This window comes from Maribacter taeanensis, assembly GCF_047345145.1.
GTDB lineage: Bacteria > Bacteroidota > Bacteroidia > Flavobacteriales > Flavobacteriaceae > Maribacter_C.
The window spans coordinates 42389-69028 of record NZ_JBLFER010000001.1 but is presented as its reverse complement, the minus strand read 5'-3'; the positions used below and the strand labels follow the sequence as shown (position 1 = coordinate 69028).

Here is a 26640-nt window from a genome sequence, read left to right as displayed (position 1 = left end):
AAATTGTAATGAAGATAGCAATAGCAGGCAAAGGCGGCGTTGGAAAAACTACTATTAGTGGAACACTTTGTAGAATTTTTGGGGCCAAAGGCGACCAAGTACTCGCTATTGATGGTGACCCAAACCCGAACTTATCGATTGTTCTAGGTATTGACAAATCGGACGCTGGTCCTCCAAATTTGAGTACTGACATTATTGAGAGAGTCGAGACCGAAGATGGTAAATGGAAATTTCAGGTAAAGATTCCTTTTCAAGAAGTTTTGGAAACCTATGGGCAAAAGGTAACGGATAATGTGACTTTGCTGATGGTAGGTAAACCCGAGCAAGCAGGTACCGGTTGCTTGTGCGGTCCTAATACTGTAGTTCGTGAATTGGTCAATGCTGCAATGACCTCTGAAGAAGGTCAAGTTATGGTTTTGGATACAGAGGCATCTCTAGAGCATATGACAAGGGGTACTTCAAAGCACGTAGATAAAATCTATACCGTGGTTGAACCTTACTACAGGTCTTTGGAAGCAGCCTCGCGATTTGCTGAAATGGCAGAACAATTGGGTATAGGTCAAGTGGAGGCCATTGCCAATAAGGTCCGTACTAAAGAGGATGAAATGGCAATACGTGAGTACTGTGCTAAAATAAATCTCCCAATCGCGGTGTTTGTGCCGTTTGACGAACAGGTAACCGCAGCCGATCTAAAGGGAAAGTCTGTCATGGATTTCGACCCTGAGGCTAAAGTGGTAAAAGCTCTAGAAAAATTACGTGATTCTATCCTAGCTGGATAAGCCTTTTTTATCGGTTTGCAATTGCCGAAGAATTTCTTCTATTGAAAAATCCGTCAGGCAATTCACTATCTAAGTTTACATCTGAATAAACATATTCATCCATAACCTTACCATTAGGCCAATACCTAGTCCATCTATGGCTAAAGGTTATGCCATCAACGGTTTTATGGTCCGTCCAATAAATTTCTTCGGGTCGTATTTCTCCCTTATCAGACTTGTTGTAATATTCAACTTTGTGAATCAACTTATCTTGAGGGTCTACATAAAATCGCCAGCTATCCTTTCCTACTGTTCGGTCATAGGAAATATCGAGTAAAGTTGGTTCTTTACCAGAACCGCCTAACAAATTCAACTCGGCAATATTAAATCCCGTTGAAGCTAAACTAGCATTTACGCCATTATCTTTTAGTTTAAATGGCATTGAAAATCTAAAGAATGCCATGCTAGAAGCGCATTGCGGGTCACAAAATTTAGAATCGCACATCATTCCTTCATCCTTAGCTGCAATCATTGGGTCCACGGTTTGGTTGTCCTTTGTTGCCCAAAATCCTTCGTCATCTTTACCTACAACTACTTCGCTATCGTCAGAGCCAACAGATTTTACTTGTAACTTTAAGCCTTCTTTTCCTCTTTTAAAATAGAAGGTCTCCTCAGTAGACTTTAATAATTCTCCTGAATCGTCATACAAATTATGCGTGCGTGTAAACTGTCCGTGTTCAATACCTTTCCATGTATCAAGACCACCCGCAGCATCAACAATTTCATCAACAAATTCAGCTCCAGTGGGCTCCCTCAAGAAGTTTTCCCATGCATAAAATCCGCCAGCAATTAATGCAAGTAGCAATGCCCCAGCAGATAATAATTGCATGCGTTTTATGGTAATGGGTTTTACCAAATCTTTTACCTGCAGATTAAACCACCAAGGAATTTTTTCTTCGGATTTTTTCTCAACTTTTTTAGGGCCTTGGGGTGACTTAACTTCCTGACTCATAAGATTCTATTTATATTCTAAAGTTACAAAAATTGTATTTAATACTAAAACAATAAAGCGCGCTCAATAATTCTGAAATTACGAAGTTTTAATAGACATCCAACTTAGCAATTTGTCTATTGCCTTGGGAATTGCTTCGGTAACCACAGTTGTCATTCCTATGGCGAAATCATCATGTTCTGCAGCTTCACAGCCTAGAATATAAACTTCTTCGGGCAAGACCTTCAGTGCTTTTGCGAGCATTAAGGCCCTAATTGGATTCGTATAATGCATGTCCGCCAAAAATACCCGTTTTTCAAAAACAGGCATCTCCTCAATATCAGATACCTTTTCCATTTCCCGAAAATAGATATGCCCTGCTTCTTCTCCCCAGGCCACAGCATCTACTAAAACCAAAATGTCATAACCAGCATGCAATTCTTGCACCAAATGAATACCGCCAATGCCCACTTCCATGACCATGATGTTATCTAAATGAGCGACCTTGGGTCTAAATATTTTAGCAAATTCAATCCCAAAAGCATCATCTTGCTTTAGTTCATTTCCAACACCCGCAATGAGGATTTTTTTTTGCACTTTATAAAAATTCTAATTATTGACCTGGAATAGATTGTCAGGGAATTCCGCATCAAACTTAATGTCAGAATTACTGTAAATGGTTTTTAGATAGGTAGTCTCCATACTTGCATTCGATCCGTAACTTTTTCTTTCTTTGGTAATTTCTATGCCGTCAACTTCTATAAAGGTCTCATAATCGGTATATGAAAATCCTTTGCCATGGTCTAAAAAATTAGCCTCGAATTGATAATTATCTGTATTTAAAAAATAACACCAAGTATGCATTCCTCCTGAAGTTCCAGCTCCCTTTTCATAGGTAACTTTCAGCTTATGCACTATTCGGTTATTTGATAATGTATCAATCCCTTCATAGTTTAATATTGTTCCGGGCGCCCTTAATTTAAATGGCATACTTACCATATACTGAGAACCGAATGAAGAATTCCAAGCAATATTTACAGCGGCCTTATCATCTTGAATTTTTCCGTTAACCAGTTTCCATGACTGTTTTCCATTATTTACTATTTCATGTTTCTTTCCATCTTGCTCCCAGCTCATATTTGCTTTAAACGAAGGCTTTAACTGATACCTATGCACTTGTGCTACAGTGCGAATCAAGTTACCTATAGAATCATAACTTTGAATATTCTTAGTATAAGTCAAGGTTTTTTTAGAGGCCCATTTGTTCATGCCCCCAGCATGTTTTATGGCTTCATTGACCAATTTTTCAGCCTCGTTCAATTCACGATTTGCTTGTTCGTGCTTTACAGCTTCTTCTTTTACTTCTCTTTTGCAACTCAATATGAGGAAGCTAACTAATACTATAAAAAATACGCTAGGTCTCTTTTTCAATATTCGGGAGGTTTGTATTCTCAAAATCATATAATTCCAACAATGTATTTATGGTATAGTCTTGTTTAAGGGTATCTTTTAAATCGGGATAGCTGCTTTCAATTGCCTGCAACATTCGCGATAGTGGCTCGCGATGCATTAAATCAAAGTACTTCAATATTTCTTTGGTAAGTTCCTTTGTTTCTTCATCAGGGATAGTGTCTGCTTGTTTTACCAATTCTTGCACATACTCCATGATTTCTTTGAACTCTACGTTATTGAAAAGGATTGGTCTCATATCGATTGGGGGCTACTGGCACAATTATGAACACAATTTTCCAGCTTTACGCCATCCGTACCATAACAAAACTCGCAATCAGGACCGCATTCGCCGTGTCCAGCTTTTTGCATACCTTGAAACGCTTCGGCGAACTGACGTCCTCCTTCTTTTTTGCCGGATTCAGATAGTTTGTAATGGATAATACCATCTTTCTTTTCACCTACAAGCAAACCTTGATCTTTAATTTTGTTTAGATGGAATTCCAAATTTTGATAGGAAGTATTTAAAAAAGGAAGTATCTGAGCTAAACTTACTTCTGACCCAATACCTTCGCCACGCATCCAGTATAGAACTTGAAGTATCTCATCCTTCCAAAAAAGGGAACGTAATGGGGTGTCTTCTATTTTATCGTTCATATTCTTACTCTTCGAATAGGGTGTCCCCTTGTAGTTTTTTAGTTTCCATCAAAACTTCTCCATCTAAGGTTAGCTCTTCTAAAATACGGAAAATTTCAGGAATCTTAACTTTTACCTCGTCAGTAAGGTGCTCCCCTGCCTGTTCTGGGCCGGGTTCGACATCGACTAAAAATACTTCTTTGGGCCAAATTTTAAAGAATTCACCTATCACAAGGAGGTTTTCAACCGAAATCACCCCTGTTGCTGCGTCACCAACACAAGCCTGAATTTGCTTTTCGTCAGGCAGTTTTCCTAACCATTGATAAACGGAGATGTCACCAATTTCACGTTCCTCACGCTCTATAGCAACTAAAAAGATAATGCGCTCAAATGGAATTTCAAGTGTTTGAAAATACTGAACAATGGCGATAGGGCCCCAGTTCATTTCTTCGACAGTAACTTTGCCATTCCATGTCTTTCCGTTTAGTTGCGGAAGTAAAATGGGACCTACCGAATGATTGCGTAATAAATGATAACCAACCGTACCAACTAGGATATTATTCAACACCACAGGCACAGGTTGTTACCTCCCTTGTTACCATATGATCAGAATCCTTGGCCATTATATGCGTAGTACAAGGCATACAAGGATCAAAACTACGGATAGCTCTCAAAATATCGATGCCCTTATAATCTTCTGGTTTATCGAATTTTTCAAGTATGGGCGTGTTTAATACAGCTTCTTCATACGGACCCATTTCGCCCCAAGGGGTTCTTGGTGCCGCATTTAATGTTGAAGGAGTAATGATTTGATAATTTTCTATGACACCATTTTCAACAATAAGGTGATGTGTAAGGAAACCTCTACCTGCACCCCAAGCGCCAAAACCGATATGTGTTCCTTTTTTAGGAATTTCATAGGGTACACTAACTTTTGTTTCTCCGTTCTTGATGAGATCCATCGCAAGCAACCAATTTTCCATGGCAACCATAGCTGAGTAAGGAATACAATACGCCCTTGCTCTATTTCGTTCAAATGCGTTCCAATGTTCTGGAATTTTCCATTCCAATGTTTTTTCAGGTAAAAAGTGCTTCGGTACTTTTATTTTCATGCTCGTACCCGTGTTTTCCAAAAATTTGCTAGCAGGTGCTTTTTGTGCTTTTGCAGTCATATACATTCTGGTATAGGCACCAGCTTCCATCGGCATTCTGTCCCAGGTTGGTGCTGTATCCCAACTATAGCGATCTTTCCAACTTTGCTTTCCGGGTTTCGGAATTGTTTCTTTGTTCCAAGGATGATTTGGACTCAATGGCATACCATTCGCATCTTCTTTAAAACGATGTCCGTCCCATTTTTCGTAATAGGAATGCTCAACAAACTCTTCAATACCCGCGTTCAATTCGGTAAGTTTAGTAGTAACTACTTCACCATCAACCAAAACTCCTGGAGTAGACCATCTTGCTTCTCCCCATTTATCACAATTTTCAAAGGAGGCATCATAATGGTCTGGTCTATCCCAAACTCCGGTATCCATCATGGTCGCTGGTCGAATTCCACATTTTGCATATTCTGGATTACTTTCCAAAAAGAAATCAAAGACATCATCCCAGATGCCAGTAACCTTCTGGCTATAATCGAAAAATTTAATCAACCTACTGTACACTTCATTCAATACAGAAGCAGTCACCGTAACCGAAAGTCCACCCGGCACAACTGACTGAGGGTGCGGATATTTACCACCGATTAAAACGTATGCTTCTCTGGCAACACGAGTCATACTCAGTGCCTCGAGGTATAATTTACCTTTGAGCGGGTTCAAATCTTTCATGATATCCAAAACGGTATCATAGCCATGAACATCCTTGTTTTTTGCTTTAGTCTCTGCTGCCAAATCTATGAGTTCAGGATTGGTCTCGCGAACCAATTCTTCAGAATAGTCAGGACCAGCCAATAAGAAAAGGTGTAGCGGATGATCGTATAGGTATTCAATTGCTAATAAAATATTACGCATAACAATGCCTAGTGGTGGTGGCTTGATATCCAAAGCCATTTCAATAGCTAAAGCTGCTGTTGTAGCGTGCACGCCACCACATACTCCACAAGCCCTACTACTAATATAAGCAGCATCTCTTGGGTCTCTTCCTTTAAGAATAACCTCATAACCACGAAATAGAGTTGCCATGGAATTTGTAGATAAGACTTTCTTTTTTTCCAAGTCCACAACGCTGTGAAAAGCGAGTGCCCCAGCAACACGGGTTACTGGATCATAATCTATATTTCTGATAAATCCGTTGCGTTCCAACAAGCCCTTTAAAACTTCCTGTTCTTCACCCAAATCGACCACTTTGTGCTCATAAGGATCTTTAAGACCTTCCTTTAAATAGGCATTTCCATCTTCATCAAATGCAATCGGTAAATTTTTAAAGCACATAGGCGATATTCTTATTTAAATTAATTTAATCAGACTAGTTTTAAAACTTTTGCAATGGCCACTAAATGAGAATCTACAGAAGATAATCCACCATGCAGTTGTCCTAAAGCACCATTAATAACCCCTACTTTTTCTCCTAAAGGCTCAGTATCATCTTGTATTTTTTGAAGCCCTCCGGCCAAACCTTCTAAATGGGTACCTGCTCTTCTTAGGGCAACGATAATCAATATCAGATATATAACCAATACCAACACCAACAAGGTAACGATAATTAAAGTAGCCATAAATAGTGTCATCGAATTCATTGAATTTTTAATTTATTTTTTCAGCTCGCGTAGCTAATGCAGTTTTTAGGGTATCCGCGCCTTCATTGATAGAACCAGCAACTCCTAAAATACCAGATGCAACACCAATTGTATCATTTAAGGCCTTGACATGTTCTGTATTGTTAGCAATCCCTATACCCGCCTCTTTCATTTCCTTAAAATATCGCTCAATAGATCTAGATGCCTGCCAAGTTTTATGTAACAAATATATTAGGTAGGGCAGCACAAGTACCGTAACTATCAATAATATCAACCATAATATATTTACAGCTTCCATACTACACTTTTTGTTTTAATGCTGCATCGATTGATGCCTTTAATTCTTCGTCAACCACTTTTAATCCACCCGCAACTTTGGTCAGGCCCCCATTCAATTTTGTAACTTGAACAGGAAGATGTCCTGTTTCGGTTTCGATTGCTCTAAGACCAAGTCTTAGTTTGGCTAAATAACTGGAGCCACTACCTCCAATACTGGTTAAGAGTTTGATTATTCCTCGTAAATAATACACCAAAACAAACACCAAAAGGAGTACCGCTAAAATTGTAATTACCATTAATAGTACACTCATAGGACATTATTTTCAGAGGATTGCAGGATACAATGAGGACAGCCTGGACAACCCTCAATATGTTGCGTTATGGCTTTTGAACCACCAACAATTGCTACTGCGGCTTTCAATATTTTACCAGCCACTTGGTTCGTTTTGGTCAAGAACAAGGGAATATGAATCGTATTGTTTGCTGTTAGTTTTCCTTGTGTCCAAATGTCTGCCGCGGTATCATCAATCTTAATGGCCGTTTTCTTAACCAAACTGAGAAGTAAAGCTACTACGCCAATGACTACTAGTCCGATGACCAATGAGATTATCCATAATTGTATTCCTGTGCTCATACTTTATATATTCTATTCCAAAGCTTCTGCTACCAAAGTAGCATGTGCTTGAATTGCTTCCGCCTCATTTTGAATATCAACTGCTACTTTGTTGGTAGTTTCCAATTCCCAAATGGGTAGGGTATTGTTTTTTATTTGAGTAACTATTTCCAAAGCAGCCCCAGCCAATCTTAAGATTCGTTTTGCCGCTAAGAATACTAAAATCAGAAGTACGGCAGCAATCACAACAATGAGCGAGACTACTACAAGTCCGATCAACCATTCGTTAAAAAGAGTTTCGTTTTCCATTGCAATGACTTTTAATTGGAACCTGGTTTTGGGCTATCACTAAACTGCATTTTTTGATATGCATACTTTACCACCTTCTTTACTAGATTAGGTTCTTTAACATGACCCCATCCTGAAGGAACATGACCATCTTCGTCCCATTTTGTGGTTCTGTTTAGATTCGCCATTGACATTTCCCTCAAATTACGAATAACCGTACCCGTTACTTTGGAAATGCTAGAAGAAACCATTGTTCCTGGCGGCGTTTTATAAAATGGTGCGAAGCTATCTGGAAAACCTGGCATCGTACAACCGATACATGGTGCACCAACATTCATACATCCGCCGGCATTATTAATAGCTCCTCTTTTATTTATGTTACATTGTACAACTGGACCCCAACAACCAATTTCAACAAGACATTCTTTATCGCCATGTTCTTCGGCAAAAGTACCTTCCTCATAAAATCCTGCTCTGGTACAACCTCTATGAACGGTTTCATCAAACAACCATTGAGGTCTTCCGAGTTCATCGAACTCAGGGAGGGGAGCCAATCCGTTTAAGAATAAAAGTACTGCGGCAATGGTCTCTGTAATATTATCTCCTTGTGGCGCACATCCTGGTATATTTACAACTGGTAACCCTAAGATACTTCTATAGTCTTCACCTAGCAAATCCATAACGCTCGCCGCGTTGGTGGGATTATTAGCTGCGGCTGGAACACCTCCCCAAGTTGCACAAGTACCTACTGCTATTACTGCCGCAGCATGTTCTGACATTCGGGTAACCCAACTAGAAGAAGGAATAGGTTGTGGATCTCCATTTTCATCCTCATCAGCACCAAGCCCTGACCAATAACCTCCGGTTTCGGCAGCCAAACTTTCGTCCATTATTGAGCCTTCGCACAGTACTACAAATGGAGCACCAAGCTCTCCTTTTGCAGCTAGCCTGAACGGTTCTATAAATGCCTCACCTGCATTCACGGCTAACACTGGGTGGTGTAAAATTACTTTTGCTGCCCCAGGAATCGTACCATTCAAGAGGTTTTCGACGGATGGACTTGTAGCCCCCACAGTAGCAATAGAACATCCATCGCAGCTGCCTCCTGCAATCCAAAAAGCATGCACTACGTCAAAAACGTTAGGAATGGGACCTTGAAAATGATTTACCAAAGATTGTGTCATATCCCTATAAATTTAGGGGAAATACTGCAAAATCAACAATTAAAATGCCTTTTGAGTATAGAAAACATTTTCTAATTGTTTTGAATTGAGGAAGAAAGGGTACTTACTTGAAGCTGCCCCAAACTCAATTTTGGTCCACTCCTGAAAACAAAAAAAGTGATATCATTTTTGATATCACTTTTTCGTATCGTCGGGATGACAGGATTTGAACCTGCGACCACTCGACCCCCAGCCGAGTGCGCTACCGGACTGCGCTACATCCCGAAATCGGATTGCAAAAATAGAAAAGTAGTTGAGATATCTATCTATGATTTTCAAAAAAATTGACTAATCACATTTCCACTTGAAATTAGCAACCGGGTCTTTATGTGCGCCCTGCAAATTGTAATGCCACCACTCTGTTCTTGTCGACCAAAAACCATGCTTTTCCATAGTCTCTTTTAGGAGCTTCCGATTATCCAAAATCTCTTGTGGTAAATCAAAATTATCATGATAAGCGCGCTTTCCGAAGAAATCAAAGTCGGTGCCCATATCCAATTCTTCTCCATCCAAAGTAACCAGAGTAATGTCAACAGCTCCCCCTTTATTATGAATAGAACCTTTAACTGGGTTCGCAACATATTGGGGGTTCGGAACTATTTTCCACATCTTATATTGGACGGAGTTCGGACGGTAACAATCATAGAATTTGATCTTTACACCTTTCGTCTTAAATGCTTTATTCGCTGCCAATAATGCTTTGACTGTTTTTACACGGGTATAGCATTCAGCACAATCATAAACCTGTGCTTCTAGAAAATTATTATCCGTCGCATAACGCATATCATAGACAAAACCATCGCTAAAATCTGCCAATCGGACAAAAGTAGAATCCGCGAGACCACTCAAAGATTTGAACTTTTTTTTAAGGACTGGTTTCTTCTCTCCAATGATATCTGAAGTTTCTACAGTTTCTTCTGTTGCATTTGTATTCTCCTTTTCAGGCGAAATTTTTTTCTTGCAAGAACAAAATAGGAAGCTAATAAAAATTATGAGAGATAAATATCGCATTGAAATCTTTTAGAATGTATGAATTTATGTCAAAAAAATAAGATTTCCCATTGAAGTAAGGTAATGGCTAAAGCATTTGGGTTTGCTTCTTTTTTTTTGCACTTTTAAGAGATTCCTTTAAGAACTATACCCAATCAAGTTTTTATGCTAAAGAATATTCTACCCATTTCCATAGGTTTTCTATTGCTGATAGCCTCTTGTAAGGAAGAATCTAAAAGCCAAGGTTCTGCAAATAAAGAAGCGCCTAGAAAACCCAACATAGTTATCATCATGGCCGATGATCTGGGTTGGGGTGATTTAAACATGAACGGTAATACTGATATCAATACACCTAATATTAATGCCTTAGCCAAAAATGGCGTTTCCTTTGACAACTTTTATGTGCAGCCTGTTTGCTCCCCTACCCGTGCTGAACTGCTTACTGGAAGACAATTCACCAGACTTGGTGTGCATAGCACCTCAGCAGGTGGAGAACGCATGAACTTGCACGAAACCACAGTTGCAGAGGTATTCAAACAGGCTGGATATCAAACTGCGGCTTATGGAAAATGGCATAACGGTATGCAAGCCCCTTACCACCCAAACACAAGAGGATTCGATGATTATTACGGATTCGCATCAGGGCATTGGGGAAACTATTTCAGTCCGATGCTAGAACACAATGGCAAAATTGTAAAAGGTGATGGATTCTTAGTAGATGATTTGATTAATCACGGAATAGAATTTATAACTAAAAATAAAGAGAACCCTTTCTTTTTATACCTCCCTTTAAATACTCCACATAGCCCCATGCAAGTACCAGATAAATTTTGGGATAGATTCAAGGAAAGGGATCTCAATTTAAAATACTTGGGTAAAGAATCAACAACGATCAATCATACGAAGGCCGCTTTAGCCATGGTAGAAAATATTGACTATAATGTGGGACGAGTAATTGACAAATTAAGAGAACTTCAACTTAGGGAGAATACAATTGTCATTTATCTCTCGGACAATGGACCCAATGGGTGGCGATGGAACGGAAATATGCGTGGAAGAAAAGGTTCTACAGATGAAGGGGGAGTTAGAACACCATTTCTACTGCAATGGAAAGGCACAGTAGCAGAGAACAAAACTATATCACAAATCGGAAGTGCAATAGATATACTACCAACTTTGGCAAGTCTTTCCGGCGTACCTATAAATATCAAAAAGCCCTTGGATGGAATAAGCTTAGCTCCCTTAATATTGGAATCTAAACCAAAATGGAAAGACCGACTAATCTTCAACCATTGGAGCGGAAAAACGAGCGTTAGAACCCAAAAATATCGTTTAGATAATGAAGATAGACTATACGATATGGTTAAGGATAGAGAACAGAAAAATGACCTTTCCGAGCAGTTTCCAAAAATTGTTGATTCTCTTAGAAAGTCCAAAATTGATTGGCTCACCAAAATCAAACCAATGACTTCGGAAACAGATGACCGACCCATAACTCTTGGACATCCGGATTTTAAGTTTACACAAATTCCGGCTCGTGATGGTGTTCCCCACGGAAATATTAAGCGGAGTAATCGTTATCCGAACAATACCTTTTTTACCAATTGGAAAAGTGAAAAAGACTCAATTACATGGGATATTGATGTATTAGAAAAAGGTAAATTTGAGGTGAAACTATATTATACACTTGCCGAAGAAGATACTGGTGTTGCTGTTCAATTGATAAACGGAAAAAGCATGTTGGTCACTAGAATAACTGAAGCGCATAACCCACCTCTTTCAGGTATGGAAAACGATCGTGACCCTCGTGAAGAATCTTATGTGAAAGATTTTAAATCGAAGCGCTTAGGCGAAATCTTTCTGCAAAATGGAAGGAGAACAATGACACTAAAAGCTCCACGAATTCCTGGCAAATCAGCAATGGACGTTCGACTACTTTTATTTTCTCGCATTGATTAACTGTTGATTTTTTGTAACTTCTACACTTAAAAAACATGAAAAATTTTTTATTACTCTGTGCCTTCATTCTATTCTCCTGTTCTAACAGCGATGACGGCTATTCATCTACACCACCTATAGATACTACGCCCGATTCTCAAGACCCTCCTCTTGAAGAAGAAACGGTACTGCCCGATGTTTCAAACATCGGTTTTGACTTTAGTGCAACCGATATTGAAGGATGGGAATTGGTCTGGGAAGATAATTTTAATGAAGGATTATCAGATTGGAACGTTTGGGAAGGTGGTGCGTTTAATGAGGAGTTGCAATTATACCGGGAGGATAATCTTTATGTAGACAAGGGCTATTTGTTTATAGAACAACTACGCGAAATGGCAAGTGGTGCCACTAACCCTTTCGACACCGCTAATAAATCTTTCAATTTCACAAGTGGAAGAATTGAAACCAAAGAATTATACAACCCTTCGCTACAAGGTACGTTGAGAATCGCAGCAAGAATAAAATTGCCAGCGGGAGAAGGGCTTTGGCCTGCATTCTGGAGCTATGGAGATCCTTGGCCAACTCAAGGTGAAATTGATATCGTGGAATTCCGTGGTGGAAAAACAAACGAACTAGTTACTAATTTCTTTTATGGTACTCAAGCCAATACTCCTTTAACAAATTCATCTATCACCACCTATACCCATGATGCCGGTATTGACCTAACAACAGAGTTTCATGTATTTGATATGGTTTGGTCACAAAACAGTCTAGTAGTTTCATTAGATGGGGTTGAAATCAGAACTTTTACTACTGATGAATTTCAATATATTGATGACCTTTTTAATAAAAATGAAAAAGTTGTACTTAACCTAGCCGTGGGCGGCGCTTTTTTTAACGGTATGAATCTAAATGCAGCTGAAATACCAGATAAATCGTACCTCATCGTTGACTGGGTAAAAATTTACAAGCAATAGAATTAAAAAAGCCCGTTCTAGAAATGAGAACGGGCTTTTCTATACTTCAATTTTACTGGTTATTTCTTTAAGCTTTTCAAAAATTCCAGACTTTGAGGAACTTGTTTCACAACTTTAGACGACTCATCTTCAATAAACATATATTCAATTCCCAATTCCTTGGCTCTCTTAACCAAGGCAGCCATCTCTATCTGTCCTGTACCTAAAACAACATTAGTCTCCACATCTGAATGGCCCGTATTATTGCTTTCAGTACCTTTTTGCATATCTTTTAAATGCATAAGAAGGAACTTCTTAGGATATTTGTTCAAAACGGTCATTGGGTCTGCTCCACCATGTTTTACCCAATATACATCCATTTCAAAAGCAAAATGCTCCGCATTCTTCGCCATATAATCGAAAAGGGTTCCATCTTCATGAGGGCGAAACTCATATCCGTGCGGATGATACACTAACTGTAATCCAGCTTCACTTAATTGTTTTCCAGCAGAATTGAACACGTCTACGGCTTCTTTGGTATTCGTAATATCAAAATCATCTCCTTTATGATCTATCCATGCGCACATTACATAAGTAGCTCCATATGCCTTTGCGCTTTCGATTACCTTATTTACATCATTTTTTAAGTCCATGTAACCGCCCTGAACACTAATCATTTTAAAGTTGCGTTCAGCGAGCATGCTCTTGAATTCTTCCAAGGGAACCCCATAAGAATCACCCCCTTCCAAATTAGTAATACCCCAAGATTGAATTAAATCTAAAGTGCCAGGCACATCGTTTTTAAATTGATTCCGCAGGCTATACAATTGCAAACCTACTTCTTGAGCAGTCATTGGTGCAATAAAACCTAATAGTAATAGTATAGAAAGTACTTTTTTCATCGTTTTCTTATGTCAATAAATTTCCATTTTCATCCCAAGTCGCAATAGTTCCTCGGGTGCTTTGATCTATGCATTTGGCAATCCACTCCGGGTCATAAGCAACACCATGTTGATCTAAAACATCCTGTGGAACACCGTCCCAAACATTGGGTTGGTTTCCTTTGTAACCTAAATCAGCAATACCAACTTTTGAAGTATAGTATCCAGTAACCGTAAGGCCTCGCATCATATAGAAAAATTGAATCTCCAAAGGCTGCTTATCTAGAGAAACCTCGGTATCATGCCAGCAAATTTCATCACAAATTTGTTTTTTCTGTTCCAGAGTAGCAGATTTGAATTCCGTTCCAAACTCTGTATTGCTTTTATGATCTAGCCACATTAAACCACCTAAAAGCGTTGGTTCCATCTCTGGAATATCCTTCCCCATAAATTCAACAAGTTCAGGAACACCAGCTTCGATTGGCCCACCATGCGGTTCTTTTGGAGGAAGAATTACCACACTTAAAGCGGCAATAGTTTCCATCTCATGCTCGTTGAACAATTGCTCCGCATTCAATTTCTCTATACGTTCTAACTCCTTAGGAGTCCTACCAAAATACTTTGCACTGGTTTCAGCAACGGCTTCATCAATAGTTTCTGTCTTGCAGGAGTTAAACACTAAACCCGTACTGGCCGCAGCACCTCCAAGAATCATGGTTTGTAAACTCTTTCTTCTATCCATAACTTATATATTCTGTGCTTTAAGTTGTTCAATAATATAGTCCGAAGCCCTCCATGAGAGCGCCATAATGGTCCATGTGCAATTTTTATCTGCTTGGGACACAAATACTCCAGCATCCACTATGAAAACATTATCAGCATCATGCAACTGATTAAACTTATTGGTTACCGATGTTTTTGGATCATCTCCCATTCTAGTGGTACCAACTTCATGAATAATTTGACCCGGATTATGCAACCCATAATTTTGGTCTTTGCCAGGTTTTTCACTTAGGGGAATACCGCCCATATTGTGTATTAATTCTTCGAAAGTATCTTGCATATGTTTGGCCTGATTTATTTCAAAATCTGACCATTGATAATTAAACTTCAATACGGGAATACCAAATTGATCAACTGTAGTTGGGTCAATTTCACAATAGTTTTCTTTGCGTGCAATCGCTTCTCCACGACCACCAAAACCTACGACGGAGCCATAGTATTTTTTTACATCGTCACGGAGGCTCTCACCATATCCGCCGACTTTCTGTCCGAAGTATTTGTTCATTCCGTTAGGATCCCAGCCGAAACCATAATTGGGCTGTCCCATACCGCCCCAAACTTCAATATGATAGCCACGCGGAAAATTAAGTTTGGAATTATCACCCCACCACGGTGAATAGACATGCATACCTCCTACCCCATCTTCGTTATAAGAGGTCTTTCTATTCATCAAACCAGGTATAACTCCAGCGGCGCTCGCGCCGGTAGAATCATGTAGATATTTACCCACCAGATCGCTACTATTGCCCAGCCCATTAGGATGTGCTTTACTTTTTGAGTTCAAAAGTATACGGGCTGAACTACAAGCCGAAGCGGCTAGTATTACCACTTTGCCTCGAAGTTTGTATTCTTTTCTGTCGTCTTTACTAATATAGGACACTCCTGTAGCCCTTCCTTCTTCATTTGTAGTTACTTCCCGGACCATAGAGTTAACAAATATCTTTACTTTTCCGCCGCTCTTCTGAGCTGGAAAAATCAAACAACTCCCTGCAGAAAAATCAGCATATACCGAACAGGAACGCCCACATTGTCCACAATAAAAGCAAACACCACGGTCCTTGTTGATTTTTTTAGTCAACATTGACATCCTACTAGGCAAAACAGGAATCCCTGTTTTCTTGGCTCCATTTATATAAAACAATTCGTGTAATCTCGGTTTTGGCGGAGGAAGAAAAAATCCGTCAGGGTCATCTTCTAGACCTTCATTGGTGCCAAAAACACCTATTAGTTGATCTAACTTATCGTAATAAGGCTTAACATCATCATAACCAATAGGCCAGTTATCACCATGACCATCACGATCTTTTCCTTTAAAATCTTTTGGGCCGAAACGTAAAGAAATACGTCCCCAGTGATTGGTTCTACCGCCTAGCATTCTAGCACGCCACCACATAAAATTCGTTCCCTCTTCTTGAGTATAAGGCTCTCCTTCAACTTCCCAATCTCCCCATGACATATCCCATTCTCCAAAAGCCCTATCAGTACCGGCACCTCTTCTTGGTGATTCGTAAGGCCATTTTAATTGGGTCATTGTAACAGGATCTGCCGGATCAAAAAACGGACCCGCCTCTACAACAGCCACATTGAAACCTGCATCCGCTAACTGTTTCGTGGCCATTCCGCCACCAGCACCTGAACCTACAATTATTACATCATAAATTTCTGATGATTCTTTAATTTGCATAGCTATATGTTTATGTATGGTAATTTAAGATTTTTTTAAAATAAGCTGCAACAATTTATACCAACAACTAAGGAATTGTTATTAATAAACATAGAATACCATACAAACATTAAAAAACAAGACATGAAATGAAAAGGTAACTTCGACGTATTATAGAATAGATTTATTCAGAGGTTTTCATCGAGTTTATGTCAACTGGATATTCAGCTTTTCGAAGTTCTCTAAAGTTTCAAGTCAATTATAAGTACTACAATATTGCAATTGGCAAATGGTAAATCAAGTCTGATGAATTTCCTGTAAACAATTCATTTCTAAACAGCTCTTTGTACGGGTGGCAGCTCCGAAACTTCTGAGGAACCTGCTATACCTCTAAAAAAAACATTCTAAATTTCTAAATTTAGAGAACAAAAAAGCCAGCTCATAAATGAACTGGCTTAAGTCGGGGTGGAAGACTAAAATAAAATAGCCTACTAATTTGACTTTCAATGTTTTAAAATTTATTATTTAAAGCTTTACACCTAATTGTAATTTATGTGTCAAATAAGCACAAAATGATGTAGTTTTATTGAATTAAATATAGGTAAATATCTATTTGAAATCAATCTTTCTTAAATAAAATTATTTCTTTGCTTAGGGTGCTCCCTTAACAGCTTATCATCAAATAGAAGAAATAGAAACCTCATCATCCCGTTTCGTAATCTTTGACATTCCCAATTCAGGAATCACCAACAAAGGCACTTGCGTATGAAACGCAACTCTTTTTATAACGGGTTCACGGGTCATCCGTTCCATATAACTGTGCTGATAATTAAGCATTGCCAGCAGATGAATGTCGAGTTCCTCGCTAAAAACCTCCAAGGTTTTTGAAACGGAATTCAATTCTGATACCGTATGTACATAATGCTCTACTTCTTTAAGATATTTTCGTAACATGTTCAGATTGAATTGCTGTAATTCAGTCAGGGCCTCGATTTTATATTGTACATAAACAATACGTATTACGGCATCAAATGCCTTTGCCATTTCAATAAGCGGTTGCAATTCTGATGTGGTGTAGAACCGATTGAAATCAGTTGCAAATGCAATTTCTTTGGGCGTGGCGAACTCAAAATCCCTCGGAATGGCTAAAACTGGACAATTCTTCACACTCTTAATAATTCGTACGGTGTTACTTCCCATAAAAACTTCTTCCATACCAGAAGCTCCTTTCGTGCCCGTAATAACCAAATCAATACCTATTTCTTCAATTGTTTCCTTGATTTCGTCTACCAGAAAGCTAAAAGAAGAAATAGTCTTAAAACTATGTTTTGGGTTTTTAACTGTTTTACCAATGCGTTCCAACCAATTTTGCAGACCTCTTTTTGATTGAAGGTGAGCTCCATTTTCAATCGAACCACCATCAATGGTTGCGGCCATAAAGCGACTACTTGCAATCGCCGGTGTGTACGTGTTTAACAGATGAAAAACGCATTCTTCGTTTTTGAAGAGTTCAAGTGCATATTTCGTTGCATTCCATGCATTCTCTGAAAAGTCCGTAGGTATGAGTATATTCTTCATCCACTTTTTATTGTAATCCATGAAGTAAAAGTAAAAGGATAGTGCAGGGCAGACTATGACATTTGTCAGCTTTTGGAAAGGATCTAAAATTTAAAATCCGTCTATCAAATCTTGAAGCTGTTTCTCGTTGGTAACTCCTATTTGCTTGCCTGAAGTTTTGATAAATCCTTTTTTCTTGAATTCGGAGATAATACGAATGCAAGATTCCGTGGCAGTACCTACCACATTTGCATAGTCCTCACGGGAAAGGGTAAGAGTAAGAAATCCGTCTTCGGTTTCCCCGTAGTTATTTTTTAAATATAAGAAAGCCTCGGCCATACGTTGTTTTACCGTTTTTTGAGACATGTTTACAATGACGTCGTCAGCTTCTTTAAGGTCATGGGCCATATGGCGAAGTACCTCAACAGCAAAATTCGGATTCGTATTCAGCGTATTTGAAATAATATCTTTCGGAATAAAACATACTTCCATATCATTAACCGCAACTGCACTGAGGTTTGTAGATTCTTCGGCTATTACCGAACGTTGTCCTATGACTTCCCCTTTACTGGCAAGTTTTACAATCTGGTCCTTACCATTGGCACTAAGTTTTGATAGTTTTGAAACACCATCACGCACACAAAAAATACCATCGAGCTTCTCCCCTTCTTGAAAAAGAGCTTCTCCCTTTTTGATTTTCTTGTACACTTTTGAATCGGAAACTTTTTTCAATTCCTCTTTATTCATGGCCCGTAACGAATTGAACTGCCGAACGATACAATTTTCACATCTGCTTTCCATGATTTTGCTTTTTATACCTGATGTTGTAAAGGTAGTATGGGTCAATTAATTAAAACCTGATAAATATCATGTTTTAAGAAATCATCTGTACTCAACTTTGTCGAAGGTATAAGCAAATGTAATTATGACGCGTAACCAATGTTACCATTGTGGTGATGACTGCGAAAAAAAAGTCATCCCGTTCGATGAAAAAAACTTCTGTTGTAATGGATGCAAAACCGTCTATGAAATTTTTGTTAGTAACGATTTATCCTATTATTATGACTTACAATCGGCTGCTGGAGCCACTCCAAAAACGATTGAAGGAAAATACGATTTTCTCGATACTCCTGCTATTGCTGAAAGACTGACAGAATTCAATGATGGAGACCTTCAGATTGTTAACCTTTACATTCCACATATTCACTGTAGTTCTTGTATTTGGGTTTTAGAAAACCTGAATAAATTGAATCCTTTCGTTAGCAATTCACAGGTTGATTTTCCAAAGAAAACAGCACGTATTACTTACAATAGTAGTTCTCTTTCCTTAAAGGAATTGGTACTTCTTTTAGGTCGAATTGGTTACGAACCCTATATTTCCTTAGACGATTACGATAATAAAAAGAAGTCCGTCGACCGGAGTTTGATTTATAAACTAGGCGTCGCGGGTTTTGCTTTTGGGAATGTGATGTTTCTTTCCTTTCCGGATTATTTTGATTTGTCTTCGAGCGCATCCTCGGGCGGAGAATTTTGGTTAAACGAATACCAAACCTTGTTTCGGTGGTTGATGTTCAGTTTTTCTCTTCCTGTAGTGTTTTATGCAGGAAGGGATTATTTTGTATCTGCTTATAAAGGACTCCGTTCCAACATACTTAATATAGACGTTCCAATTGCCTTAGGAATTGTCGTCCTATTTCTCAGAAGTACCATTGACATTACTTTTGATTTAGGGGCCGGTTTTTTTGATTCCCTAACGGGATTGATATTCTTTCTATTACTAGGGAAATTCTTCCAACAGAAAACCTACTGCTTTCTCTCTTTTGAACGGGATTATAAATCGTATTTCCCGATTGCGGTTACACGGATAACATCCGAAGGAAAAGAAGAAACCACCCAAGTCCATGATATTAAAAGAGGTGATAGATTATTGATTCGAAATGAGGAATTGATTCCAGTGGACGGAATTCTTATCAACGGAAATGCAAGAATTGATTACAGTTTTGTAACTGGAGAATCAGAAGCTGTCCGAAAAGAGTCAGGCGATAAAGTATTTGCTGGTGGGAAGCAATTGCAAAGCGCCATAGAAATTGAAACCTTAAAATCGGTTTCCCAAAGTTATTTGACACAACTATGGAGTAATTCTGTTTTTCAAGAGGATAAATCCACCCAATTCCAAACCTTGACGGACAGCATCGGAAAACGATTTACGATTACTGTATTATCCATTGCAACAATAGCAACAGCGTTTTGGTTGTATTACGACCCAAGCAAAGCTATGAACGTCTTTACAGCAGTACTGATTATAGCTTGTCCTTGTGCCATTTCTTTGGCCGCTCCCTTTACCCTAGGGAATATGCTGCGAATTTTCGGGCGCAAAAAATTCTATTTGAAAGACACCCAAACCATTGAACAATTGGCTCAAATTAACACGGCTATTTTTGATAAAACCGGAACGATAACTACTTCCCAAAAAAGTGTAGCCACCTACGAAGGAATGCCTTTGACACAAGAAGAAGAATCCCTCTTGAAAAATACCATTCGCGCCTCTAACCACCCCTTAAGTCGCTCTCTTTATGAAATGCTTTCCGAACAGAATATTATCACTTTAGACGAGTATGAAGAACATCTCGGCAAGGGAATAGAAGGCACCAAAGACAACAATCATATCAAAGTGGGTTCCGCAAATTTTGTGGGGGAACAGCAATCCGAAGAAAACTTAAACACTACAGTTCATATCAGCAGTAACGCTATATATAAAGGCAAATATGTCTTTCATAATGAGTATCGTGATGGGGTTAGTGCACTTTTCAATGAAATGTCGAAAACCATAAAGCTGGCCATCCTCTCAGGTGACAATGAAGGTGAAAAATTTAGATTGGAAAAACTATTGCCAAAACTGACATCACTCTATTTCAATCAAAAACCAGAGCATAAATTGGAGTTCATAAAGTCGCTACAGGAGCAAGACAAAAAAGTACTAATGGTTGGTGATGGATTAAATGATGCAGGGGCTCTTGCACAGAGCAACGTTGGTATCGCCATATCAGAAAATGTAAATGTGTTTTCCCCTGCTTGTGATGGTATTTTGGATGCTTCTAAATTCCAACAATTGTATCAATATATCCTTGCCTCAAAAAAGGCAATGGGCATCATCAAATTGAGTTTTGTCCTATCCTTATTATATAATGTTGTCGGACTCTATTTCGCCGTCACAGGTCACTTAGAACCGGTTATCGCTGCCATTTTAATGCCGTTGAGTTCAATAAGTGTGGTGGCATTTGCTACGGCGATGACGAATGTTTTGGGGAGGAAGTTGAAGTGAATTGAATGCTAAAAGCTCCTTCCCCAGAAAGGGGAAGGTGGGCCAGCCGAAGGCGAGGCTCGGAAGGGGTAACCCGCAAAGATATGCCGTAGTGATTTGCTCTGAAGTTAAGTATTGAAAGTAAAGGTTCAGGAAAAACGATGTTGGTTCGGGATTTAACCCCTTCCGTCATCTTCTCCGCCAGCTGGCGGATAGATGCCACCTTCCCCTTTCTGGGGAAGGAGCTGAAAAAAAAGAAAAAACCAAACATGATAAATGTCATATTTAATAGAAAGTCTCGAACGTAATTTTACAAAATAATTCAGGTAGGTATGAGTGTTATATATGTGTTATTAGCAATCAGCATTGCGGTTGCCATACTCTTTTTCATAGCATTTATTGTTTCGGTTAAACAAGGGCAATATGATGATTCATATACGCCATCTGTGCGTATGCTTTTTGAAGATGAACTAGTCATCGAAAAACCTTCTGAAGAAAAACAAAAGTCGTCTTTGCGAGGCACGAAGCAAACTGTTGAATCAAAACAAACAGATTGCCGCGCTGCGCTCGCAATGACAAACAACAAAATCCAACTAAATAAACAAGAATAACTATGGAAGTACAGCAGTTCTATTACGATAATAAAATCGTAAAAAACTTTCTCTATGCCACAATGCTCTGGGGAATTGTAGGAATGTCCGTTGGTCTCTTATTGGCCTTTATGTTTATGTTTCCCAACTTGACCGATGGTATTTCTTGGTTGAGTTTTGGTCGTTTAAGACCTTTACATACCAACGCGGTGATTTTTGCCTTTGTCGGGAATGCAATCTTTGCAGGGGTGTATTACTCTACCCAACGACTGCTAAAAGCGAGAATGTTTAGCGATGTATTGAGCAAATTTAATTTCTGGGGTTGGCAAGCGATTATCGTTGCTGCGGCTATTACACTTCCTTTAGGGTATACTACATCAAAAGAATATGCCGAGCTAGAATGGCCTATCGATATAGCAATCGCTTTAGTTTGGGTAGCCTTCGGGGTGAACCTTATCGGAACCATCATCAAAAGAAGACAGCGCCATATGTATGTGGCCATTTGGTTCTATTTGGGCACTTTTGTTACTGTTGCTGTCCTTCATATTTTCAATAGTTTAGAACTACCCGTAAGTGCCTTGAAAAGCTATTCTGTTTATGCTGGCGTTCAAGATGCTTTGGTACAATGGTGGTACGGACATAATGCGGTGGCCTTCTTTTTGACCACTCCATTTTTAGGTTTGATGTACTACTTTGTTCCTAAAGCGGCAAACAGGCCTGTATATTCTTATAAATTATCCATCGTACACTTCTGGTCATTGATATTTATATACATCTGGGCCGGACCGCACCACTTGCTCTATTCATCTTTGCCAGATTGGGCACAAAACTTGGGTGTTGCTTTTTCTATCATGTTGATTGCTCCTTCTTGGGGTGGTATGATAAACGGACTTCTAACCCTTCGTGGTGCTTGGGATAAAGTACGAACGGACCCAACTTTAAAATTTATGGTAGTCGCCATTACCGGATATGGAATGGCAACCTTCGAAGGACCGATGTTGTCCCTAAAAAATGTAAACGCTATTGCACACTTTAGCGATTGGATTATTGCACACGTGCATGTTGGTGCCTTAGCATGGAACGGTTTTCTAGCCTTTGGGATGATATATTGGTTGGTGCCTAGAATGTTTAAAACCAAACTAGCATCGAAAGGTCTTGCCAATTTCCATTTTTGGATTGGCACATTAGGAATTATTCTATACGCACTCCCCATGTATGTTGCCGGATTCACTCAAGCCTTGATGTGGAAAGACTTCAATCCGGATGGTACTTTGGTCTACGGTAACTTCTTAGAAACCGTGAACGAAATCATGCCCATGTACTGGATGCGAGCTATAGGTGGTAGCATGTATATCATAGGTGCTTGTGTCATGGTGTATAATGTAATTGTAACCATAAGACAGGGTAGCAAAGTGGAGGATGAGTTGGCTGAAGCTGCTGCTCTAACCCGAGTGTCCAAAAAGAGAACAGCGGGTGAAACTTACCATACATGGTTAGAACGCAAGCCAATACAACTGACTATTCTGGCTACAGTAGCTATTTTGATTGGGGGTATTGTACAAATTGTACCAACGATACTGGTGAAGTCAAACATTCCTACCATAACCAGTGTCAAACCATATACGCCTCTAGAGCTGGAGGGACGTGACCTTTACATCCGTGAGGGTTGTGTGGGCTGTCACTCGCAAATGGTGCGTCCGTTTAGAAGCGAAGTCGAACGCTATGGGGAATACTCCAAAGCAGGAGAGTTTGTATATGACCATCCGTTCCTTTGGGGTAGTAAACGAACAGGTCCTGATTTGCTGAGAGTTGGTGGCAAATACTCTGACAATTGGCATTTGAACCATATGTATGACCCACAGAGTACTTCGTCGGGTTCAATAATGCCTGCATATCAATGGCTGATACATAATGAACATGACCGTAACGGAATTCAGGGTAAAATGGAAGCCATGGTTACCTTAGGTGTGCCATACACAGAAGAAGATATTGCAAATGCTATGGCTAATATGGATGAGCAGGCAACACAAATTGAGCAGAATTTGTACACCGACCCCGACTTTGCTAAAAGCTATGAAGCCGATAAAAAATACGCGGCGGAAAACGGAGAAGAATTCGTTGAAATGCGAGATAGAGAAATCGTATCGCTAATAGCTTATCTGCAGCGTTTAGGCACTGATATCAAAGTAAAAGAAACAAACGAAACCGTTTTAAAATAAGAAAATAGAACAGAGATGAAAGAGTAAAGAAAAACGATTTTAAAATCTATTCTCTCTTTTCTATTCTCTCTTCTCTAAAAAAATTAAGTCATGCTAAAATTCGTAAAAGGTTATATGGAAAGTATTGAGGATGTGGCGACGTATCCCATGATATCACTGCTTATTTTCTTCGCGTTTTTTGTGATTCTTTTTTGGTGGGTGTTTACTGCATCCAAAGAACATATAAAAGAAATGAGCGAAATGCCATTAGATAATGATAACCAACAAAATCTAGAGATATGAAGAGTTCAATTTCATGGATAAGAGTCCTAATACTATTTTTTTTCATCTTCGGATTGATGGAGTTTTTCGTCGACTCTGGAGACAAACCTGCTTTTTTAGAATATCCCATCGCGGCCTTATTCATGTTGCTAGTGCTGGTTCTTCTTATTGCTGTTGAAATGATACTTGCGTCAGTGGAGAATGTTATGTTCCAAACCCTTTCTGAGGAAGCTAAAGAACGTTATCTCGCCAACAAATCGAGCGAATGGAAATGGAAATGGGGCAAACAAACCTACCTAAAGCTTCTGGGTTCAAAACCTATAGAGGCGGAAGGAGAAATCATACTAGACCACAATTATGACGGAATTCAAGAATTGGATAATAAACTCCCACCTTGGTGGGTGTATATGTTCTACGCTACAATACTATTTGCAGTAATATATCTAGTGCGCTTCCATATTTACAATGACTATACTCAAGATATGGAGTACGAGCAGCAGGTTGCAGAGGCCCAACTTGAAATCGAAGCGTACAAAAAAACTGCTAAAGACTTGGTAGATGCCAGCACTGTAGAGCTATTGACTGATGCAGCTGACCTGAAGGCGGGTGAAACGGTTTTTACAATGAACTGTGTAGCATGTCACATGGCCGATGGAGGGGGTGGAATTGGCCCAAACCTGACCGATGATTATTGGATTTTAGGTGGAGGCATCAAAAATGTATTTACCACAGTTTCCGAAGGTGGGCGTGATGGCAAAGGTATGGTGGCATGGAAACAGATTTTGAAACCCTTGGAAATGGCGCAGGTATCAAGCTATATTTTAACTGAGATTAATGGCAAAACTCCAGCGAATCCGAAAGCTGCGGAAGGTGAAATTTGGGTAGACCCAGATGCCCCAGTAAAAGAAGAGGCCCCTGAGCAAGAAAAAGATTCTACGGTAATAGTAACCGATTCAACTACTGTAGTATTGAATTAAATGGTCCTCCCCTTTTTTCAAGGGGAGGTGCCGACAGGCGGAGGGGTTAAAACCCAAACCATAGTAAACGTGGAACTAACACTAAACGCATTCCTGCCTTCGCGGGAATGAAAAATTAGGTCATAATTAATGTCACAAGACCAAGAAAATTTTAGAGATACCATCGGAACCATCAATGAAGAAGGCAAACGTGCTTGGGTATTTCCTAAAAAACCCAGTGGTAAATTCTGGAAGTATCGTACGTATGTGAGTTATTTCTTATTGGCCTTTTTGATTTCAGCTCCTTTTCTCAAAATCAATGGCAACCAGTTTTTGATGTTCAATGTATTGGAGCGTCGTTTCAATATATTCGGTTTCCCTTTTTGGCCTCAAGATTTTCATTTGTTTGTGATTTCAATGATTATCGGAGTCATCTTTGTAGCCTTGTTTACGGTTGCTTTCGGACGTATTTTCTGTGGATGGATGTGCCCGCAAACCATTTTTATGGAAATGGTATTTAGAAGAATAGAATTCTGGATAGATGGAGACCGCGGTGCGCAAATTCGTTTGGATAGACAAAAGTGGGATGCTGAAAAAATACGAAAACGTGTTACCAAATGGATAGCCTTTTTCATCATTTCCTTTTTAATTGCAAACGTATTTTTAGCGTATTTGATAGGAAGCGACAGACTAATCCAATATATAACTGATGGGCCTTTACAACATATAAGTACATTAGTATCCCTCCTTATTTTTACGGCAGTATTCTATTTTGTTTTTGCATGGTTTAGAGAACAGGTTTGTATTATCGCCTGCCCTTACGGACGCATGCAAAGTGTACTACTTGATAATAAATCAATTGTAGTTGCTTATGACCATAAACGAGGGGAAGGGGAAAAAGGGAGAAAAAAGTTTCGAAAAAATGTAAATAGAGAAGCTTTGGGTCATGGAGACTGTATCGACTGCTTTCAATGCGTAAATGTATGCCCAACTGGCATCGATATTCGTAACGGAACACAATTGGAATGTGTGAATTGCACTGCCTGTATTGATGAGTGCGATACCATTATGGAAAAGGTAAACCTCCCAAAAGGTTTGATTCGCTATGCTAGCGAAGATGAAATCACGAAAAAGGAGAAGTTCAAATTCACACCACGCTTAAAAGGATATACCGCGGTACTAACCATTCTGACTGGAGTTTTAGTGGGAATGTTGTTTTTAAGAAACGATTTAGAGGCTAATATATTAAGGCTGCCTGGTCAACTATATGAACACAAAGAAGGAAATATTATCAGCAACGTCTACACCTATAAATTAGTCAACAAAACGACCAAAGATGTAAATGATGTCAGCTTTAAACTCCTCTCACACAAGGGACTAGTAAAATTAGTCCGGAATCAAGATTTCAAAGTACCTGCGCAAGATTTGGCAGAAGGAACTCTATTCATTGAAATCAATAATTCAGCCATTGAAAGTGATAAAGAAAAAGTAAAAATCGGTGTGTATAGCGGCGATAAATTAATTGAAACAACACGGACTGCTTTTTTAGCACCGAGAAGTTATAAATAATT

General features: G+C 39.2%; 28 protein-coding genes and 1 tRNA gene. 9 read left to right on the top strand and 20 right to left on the bottom strand.

The features are described from left to right. Positions 1-8: 8 nt before the first annotated feature. The gene (locus ACKWCD_RS00380; RefSeq protein ID WP_138657694.1) at positions 9-779 is read left to right on the top strand and encodes an ATP-binding protein; all 771 of its coding nucleotides are present in this window, start codon (positions 9-11) and stop codon (positions 777-779) included. 7 nt (positions 780-786) lie between these two features. Here ACKWCD_RS00380 and ACKWCD_RS00375 read toward each other — a convergent pair whose 3' ends face one another. The 15 genes from ACKWCD_RS00375 to ACKWCD_RS00305 form a co-directional block, all read right to left on the bottom strand. Next, positions 787-1770, bottom strand: coding sequence for a DUF6503 family protein (locus ACKWCD_RS00375; protein ID WP_413981936.1), 984 nt, complete (start codon positions 1768-1770; stop codon positions 787-789). Positions 1771-1848: 78 nt separating this feature from the next. Then, positions 1849-2346, bottom strand: a complete 498-nt coding sequence (locus ACKWCD_RS00370) for a hydrogenase maturation protease (RefSeq protein ID WP_413981935.1) — start codon at positions 2344-2346, stop codon at positions 1849-1851. Positions 2347-2358: 12 nt separating this feature from the next. Next, complete coding sequence (locus ACKWCD_RS00365; protein ID WP_413981934.1) at positions 2359-3129, bottom strand: DUF6503 family protein; 771 nt, start codon at positions 3127-3129, stop codon at positions 2359-2361. A gap of 34 nt (positions 3130-3163) precedes the next feature. Then, positions 3164-3457, bottom strand: a complete 294-nt coding sequence (locus tag ACKWCD_RS00360) for a hypothetical protein (protein ID WP_138657691.1) — start codon at positions 3455-3457, stop codon at positions 3164-3166. Continuing rightward, positions 3454-3855, bottom strand: a complete 402-nt coding sequence (locus tag ACKWCD_RS00355; RefSeq protein WP_413981933.1) for a helix-turn-helix domain-containing protein — start codon at positions 3853-3855, stop codon at positions 3454-3456. The genes ACKWCD_RS00360 and ACKWCD_RS00355 overlap by 4 nt, the downstream gene beginning before the upstream one ends. Before the next feature lie 4 nt (positions 3856-3859). Continuing rightward, on the bottom strand, positions 3860-4399 hold the full coding sequence (locus ACKWCD_RS00350) for a hypothetical protein (RefSeq protein ID WP_413981932.1): 540 nt from the start codon (positions 4397-4399) through the stop codon (positions 3860-3862). Further along, a complete protein-coding gene (locus ACKWCD_RS00345; protein ID WP_413981931.1) occupies positions 4392-6266 on the bottom strand; it encodes a nickel-dependent hydrogenase large subunit in 1875 nt (624 codons plus the stop codon). Before ACKWCD_RS00345 ends, ACKWCD_RS00350 begins: the two co-directional genes overlap by 8 nt. 29 nt (positions 6267-6295) lie before the next feature. Next, on the bottom strand, positions 6296-6571 hold the full coding sequence (locus tag ACKWCD_RS00340) for a hypothetical protein (RefSeq protein WP_413981930.1): 276 nt from the start codon (positions 6569-6571) through the stop codon (positions 6296-6298). A gap of 7 nt (positions 6572-6578) precedes the next feature. Continuing rightward, positions 6579-6869, bottom strand: coding sequence for a hypothetical protein (locus ACKWCD_RS00335; protein WP_413981929.1), 291 nt, complete (start codon positions 6867-6869; stop codon positions 6579-6581). Between the two features lies 1 nt (position 6870). Continuing rightward, complete coding sequence (locus ACKWCD_RS00330) at positions 6871-7161, bottom strand: hypothetical protein (RefSeq protein WP_413981928.1); 291 nt, start codon at positions 7159-7161, stop codon at positions 6871-6873. Beyond that, entirely contained in the window at positions 7158-7484 is a 327-nt protein-coding gene (locus ACKWCD_RS00325) for a hypothetical protein (RefSeq protein WP_413981927.1), read from the bottom strand. The genes ACKWCD_RS00330 and ACKWCD_RS00325 overlap by 4 nt, the downstream gene beginning before the upstream one ends. A 12-nt stretch (positions 7485-7496) precedes the next feature. Further along, positions 7497-7772, bottom strand: a complete 276-nt coding sequence (locus ACKWCD_RS00320) for a hypothetical protein (protein WP_413981926.1) — start codon at positions 7770-7772, stop codon at positions 7497-7499. A gap of 11 nt (positions 7773-7783) precedes the next feature. Continuing rightward, positions 7784-8935 (bottom strand): NADH-quinone oxidoreductase subunit B family protein, encoded by a 1152-nt coding sequence (locus ACKWCD_RS00315; protein ID WP_413981925.1) that lies wholly within the window; start codon positions 8933-8935, stop codon positions 7784-7786. A gap of 190 nt (positions 8936-9125) precedes the next feature. Next, positions 9126-9199: transfer RNA gene (locus tag ACKWCD_RS00310), tRNA-Pro, on the bottom strand. 63 nt (positions 9200-9262) lie between these two features. Beyond that, positions 9263-9985 carry a M15 family metallopeptidase gene (locus ACKWCD_RS00305; protein WP_413981924.1) on the bottom strand — a complete coding sequence of 241 codons (723 nt, stop codon included), beginning with the start codon at positions 9983-9985 and terminating at the stop codon, positions 9263-9265. A gap of 144 nt (positions 9986-10129) precedes the next feature. Here ACKWCD_RS00305 and ACKWCD_RS00300 point away from each other — a divergent pair, with 144 nt between their 5' ends. Continuing rightward, on the top strand, positions 10130-11923 hold the full coding sequence (locus tag ACKWCD_RS00300; RefSeq protein ID WP_413981923.1) for an arylsulfatase: 1794 nt from the start codon (positions 10130-10132) through the stop codon (positions 11921-11923). 35 nt (positions 11924-11958) lie between these two features. Continuing rightward, positions 11959-12879, top strand: coding sequence for a glycoside hydrolase family 16 protein (locus ACKWCD_RS00295; RefSeq protein WP_413981922.1), 921 nt, complete (start codon positions 11959-11961; stop codon positions 12877-12879). Between the two features lie 59 nt (positions 12880-12938). On the opposite strand, the gene ACKWCD_RS00290 is transcribed toward ACKWCD_RS00295, so the two are convergent. The 5 genes from ACKWCD_RS00290 to ACKWCD_RS00270 all read right to left on the bottom strand — a co-directional run bounded on the left by ACKWCD_RS00290 (position 12939) and on the right by ACKWCD_RS00270 (position 18543). Beyond that, positions 12939-13760, bottom strand: a complete 822-nt coding sequence (locus tag ACKWCD_RS00290) for a sugar phosphate isomerase/epimerase family protein (protein WP_413981921.1) — start codon at positions 13758-13760, stop codon at positions 12939-12941. A gap of 7 nt (positions 13761-13767) precedes the next feature. Then, the gene (locus ACKWCD_RS00285) at positions 13768-14481 is read right to left on the bottom strand and encodes a gluconate 2-dehydrogenase subunit 3 family protein (RefSeq protein ID WP_413981920.1); all 714 of its coding nucleotides are present in this window, start codon (positions 14479-14481) and stop codon (positions 13768-13770) included. Between the two features lie 3 nt (positions 14482-14484). Further along, positions 14485-16206, bottom strand: coding sequence for a GMC family oxidoreductase (locus tag ACKWCD_RS00280; RefSeq protein ID WP_413981919.1), 1722 nt, complete (start codon positions 16204-16206; stop codon positions 14485-14487). Positions 16207-16863: 657 nt separating this feature from the next. Next, entirely contained in the window at positions 16864-17784 is a 921-nt protein-coding gene (locus ACKWCD_RS00275) for a universal stress protein (RefSeq protein ID WP_413981918.1), read from the bottom strand. A 69-nt stretch (positions 17785-17853) separates the two neighbouring features. After that, a complete protein-coding gene (locus ACKWCD_RS00270) occupies positions 17854-18543 on the bottom strand; it encodes a Crp/Fnr family transcriptional regulator (RefSeq protein ID WP_413981917.1) in 690 nt (229 codons plus the stop codon). Positions 18544-18667: 124 nt separating this feature from the next. Between ACKWCD_RS00270 and ACKWCD_RS00265 the strand changes: the two genes are divergently transcribed. From ACKWCD_RS00265 to ccoG, 6 genes are all read left to right on the top strand, one after another. Beyond that, positions 18668-21064 carry a heavy metal translocating P-type ATPase gene (locus ACKWCD_RS00265; RefSeq protein WP_413981916.1) on the top strand — a complete coding sequence of 799 codons (2397 nt, stop codon included), beginning with the start codon at positions 18668-18670 and terminating at the stop codon, positions 21062-21064. A 311-nt stretch (positions 21065-21375) separates the two neighbouring features. Then, the gene (gene ccoS, locus ACKWCD_RS00260; protein ID WP_413981915.1) at positions 21376-21654 is read left to right on the top strand and encodes a cbb3-type cytochrome oxidase assembly protein CcoS; all 279 of its coding nucleotides are present in this window, start codon (positions 21376-21378) and stop codon (positions 21652-21654) included. Between the two features lie 2 nt (positions 21655-21656). Further along, positions 21657-23852, top strand: a complete 2196-nt coding sequence (ccoN, locus tag ACKWCD_RS00255) for a cytochrome-c oxidase, cbb3-type subunit I (RefSeq protein WP_413981914.1) — start codon at positions 21657-21659, stop codon at positions 23850-23852. Between the two features lie 90 nt (positions 23853-23942). Continuing rightward, entirely contained in the window at positions 23943-24134 is a 192-nt protein-coding gene (locus ACKWCD_RS00250; RefSeq protein WP_413981913.1) for a CcoQ/FixQ family Cbb3-type cytochrome c oxidase assembly chaperone, read from the top strand. Then, the gene (locus tag ACKWCD_RS00245; RefSeq protein WP_413981912.1) at positions 24131-25090 is read left to right on the top strand and encodes a cbb3-type cytochrome c oxidase N-terminal domain-containing protein; all 960 of its coding nucleotides are present in this window, start codon (positions 24131-24133) and stop codon (positions 25088-25090) included. Before ACKWCD_RS00250 ends, ACKWCD_RS00245 begins: the two co-directional genes overlap by 4 nt. Positions 25091-25219: 129 nt before the next feature. Then, positions 25220-26638, top strand: coding sequence for a cytochrome c oxidase accessory protein CcoG (gene ccoG / locus ACKWCD_RS00240; protein WP_413981911.1), 1419 nt, complete (start codon positions 25220-25222; stop codon positions 26636-26638). Positions 26639-26640: the final 2 nt, after the last annotated feature.

Coding starts and splice junctions, on each gene's coding strand:
- ACKWCD_RS00340 (WP_413981930.1), bottom strand. CDS start 6,571: ATGAATTCGATGACACTATTTATGGCTACTTTAATTATCGTTACCTTG.
- ACKWCD_RS00325 (WP_413981927.1), bottom strand. CDS start 7,484: ATGAGCACAGGAATACAATTATGGATAATCTCATTGGTCATCGGACTA.
- ACKWCD_RS00320 (WP_413981926.1), bottom strand. CDS start 7,772: ATGGAAAACGAAACTCTTTTTAACGAATGGTTGATCGGACTTGTAGTA.
- ACKWCD_RS00290 (WP_413981921.1), bottom strand. CDS start 13,760: ATGAAAAAAGTACTTTCTATACTATTACTATTAGGTTTTATTGCACCA.
- ACKWCD_RS00305 (WP_413981924.1), bottom strand. CDS start 9,985: ATGCGATATTTATCTCTCATAATTTTTATTAGCTTCCTATTTTGTTCT.
- ACKWCD_RS00280 (WP_413981919.1), bottom strand. CDS start 16,206: ATGCAAATTAAAGAATCATCAGAAATTTATGATGTAATAATTGTAGGT.
- ACKWCD_RS00355 (WP_413981933.1), bottom strand. CDS start 3,855: ATGAACGATAAAATAGAAGACACCCCATTACGTTCCCTTTTTTGGAAG.
- ACKWCD_RS00250 (WP_413981913.1), top strand. CDS start 23,943: ATGCTAAAATTCGTAAAAGGTTATATGGAAAGTATTGAGGATGTGGCG.
- ACKWCD_RS00270 (WP_413981917.1), bottom strand. CDS start 18,543: ATGGAAAGCAGATGTGAAAATTGTATCGTTCGGCAGTTCAATTCGTTA.
- ACKWCD_RS00335 (WP_413981929.1), bottom strand. CDS start 6,869: ATGGAAGCTGTAAATATATTATGGTTGATATTATTGATAGTTACGGTA.
- ACKWCD_RS00295 (WP_413981922.1), top strand. CDS start 11,959: ATGAAAAATTTTTTATTACTCTGTGCCTTCATTCTATTCTCCTGTTCT.
- ACKWCD_RS00300 (WP_413981923.1), top strand. CDS start 10,130: ATGCTAAAGAATATTCTACCCATTTCCATAGGTTTTCTATTGCTGATA.
- ACKWCD_RS00375 (WP_413981936.1), bottom strand. CDS start 1,770: ATGAGTCAGGAAGTTAAGTCACCCCAAGGCCCTAAAAAAGTTGAGAAA.
- ACKWCD_RS00330 (WP_413981928.1), bottom strand. CDS start 7,161: ATGAGTGTACTATTAATGGTAATTACAATTTTAGCGGTACTCCTTTTG.
- ACKWCD_RS00360 (WP_138657691.1), bottom strand. CDS start 3,457: ATGAGACCAATCCTTTTCAATAACGTAGAGTTCAAAGAAATCATGGAG.
- ACKWCD_RS00285 (WP_413981920.1), bottom strand. CDS start 14,481: ATGGATAGAAGAAAGAGTTTACAAACCATGATTCTTGGAGGTGCTGCG.
- ACKWCD_RS00315 (WP_413981925.1), bottom strand. CDS start 8,935: ATGACACAATCTTTGGTAAATCATTTTCAAGGTCCCATTCCTAACGTT.
- ccoN (WP_413981914.1), top strand. CDS start 21,657: ATGGAAGTACAGCAGTTCTATTACGATAATAAAATCGTAAAAAACTTT.
- ACKWCD_RS00345 (WP_413981931.1), bottom strand. CDS start 6,266: ATGTGCTTTAAAAATTTACCGATTGCATTTGATGAAGATGGAAATGCC.
- ACKWCD_RS00245 (WP_413981912.1), top strand. CDS start 24,131: ATGAAGAGTTCAATTTCATGGATAAGAGTCCTAATACTATTTTTTTTC.
- ACKWCD_RS00265 (WP_413981916.1), top strand. CDS start 18,668: ATGACGCGTAACCAATGTTACCATTGTGGTGATGACTGCGAAAAAAAA.
- ACKWCD_RS00380 (WP_138657694.1), top strand. CDS start 9: ATGAAGATAGCAATAGCAGGCAAAGGCGGCGTTGGAAAAACTACTATT.
- ccoS (WP_413981915.1), top strand. CDS start 21,376: ATGAGTGTTATATATGTGTTATTAGCAATCAGCATTGCGGTTGCCATA.
- ACKWCD_RS00275 (WP_413981918.1), bottom strand. CDS start 17,784: ATGGATTACAATAAAAAGTGGATGAAGAATATACTCATACCTACGGAC.
- ccoG (WP_413981911.1), top strand. CDS start 25,220: ATGTCACAAGACCAAGAAAATTTTAGAGATACCATCGGAACCATCAAT.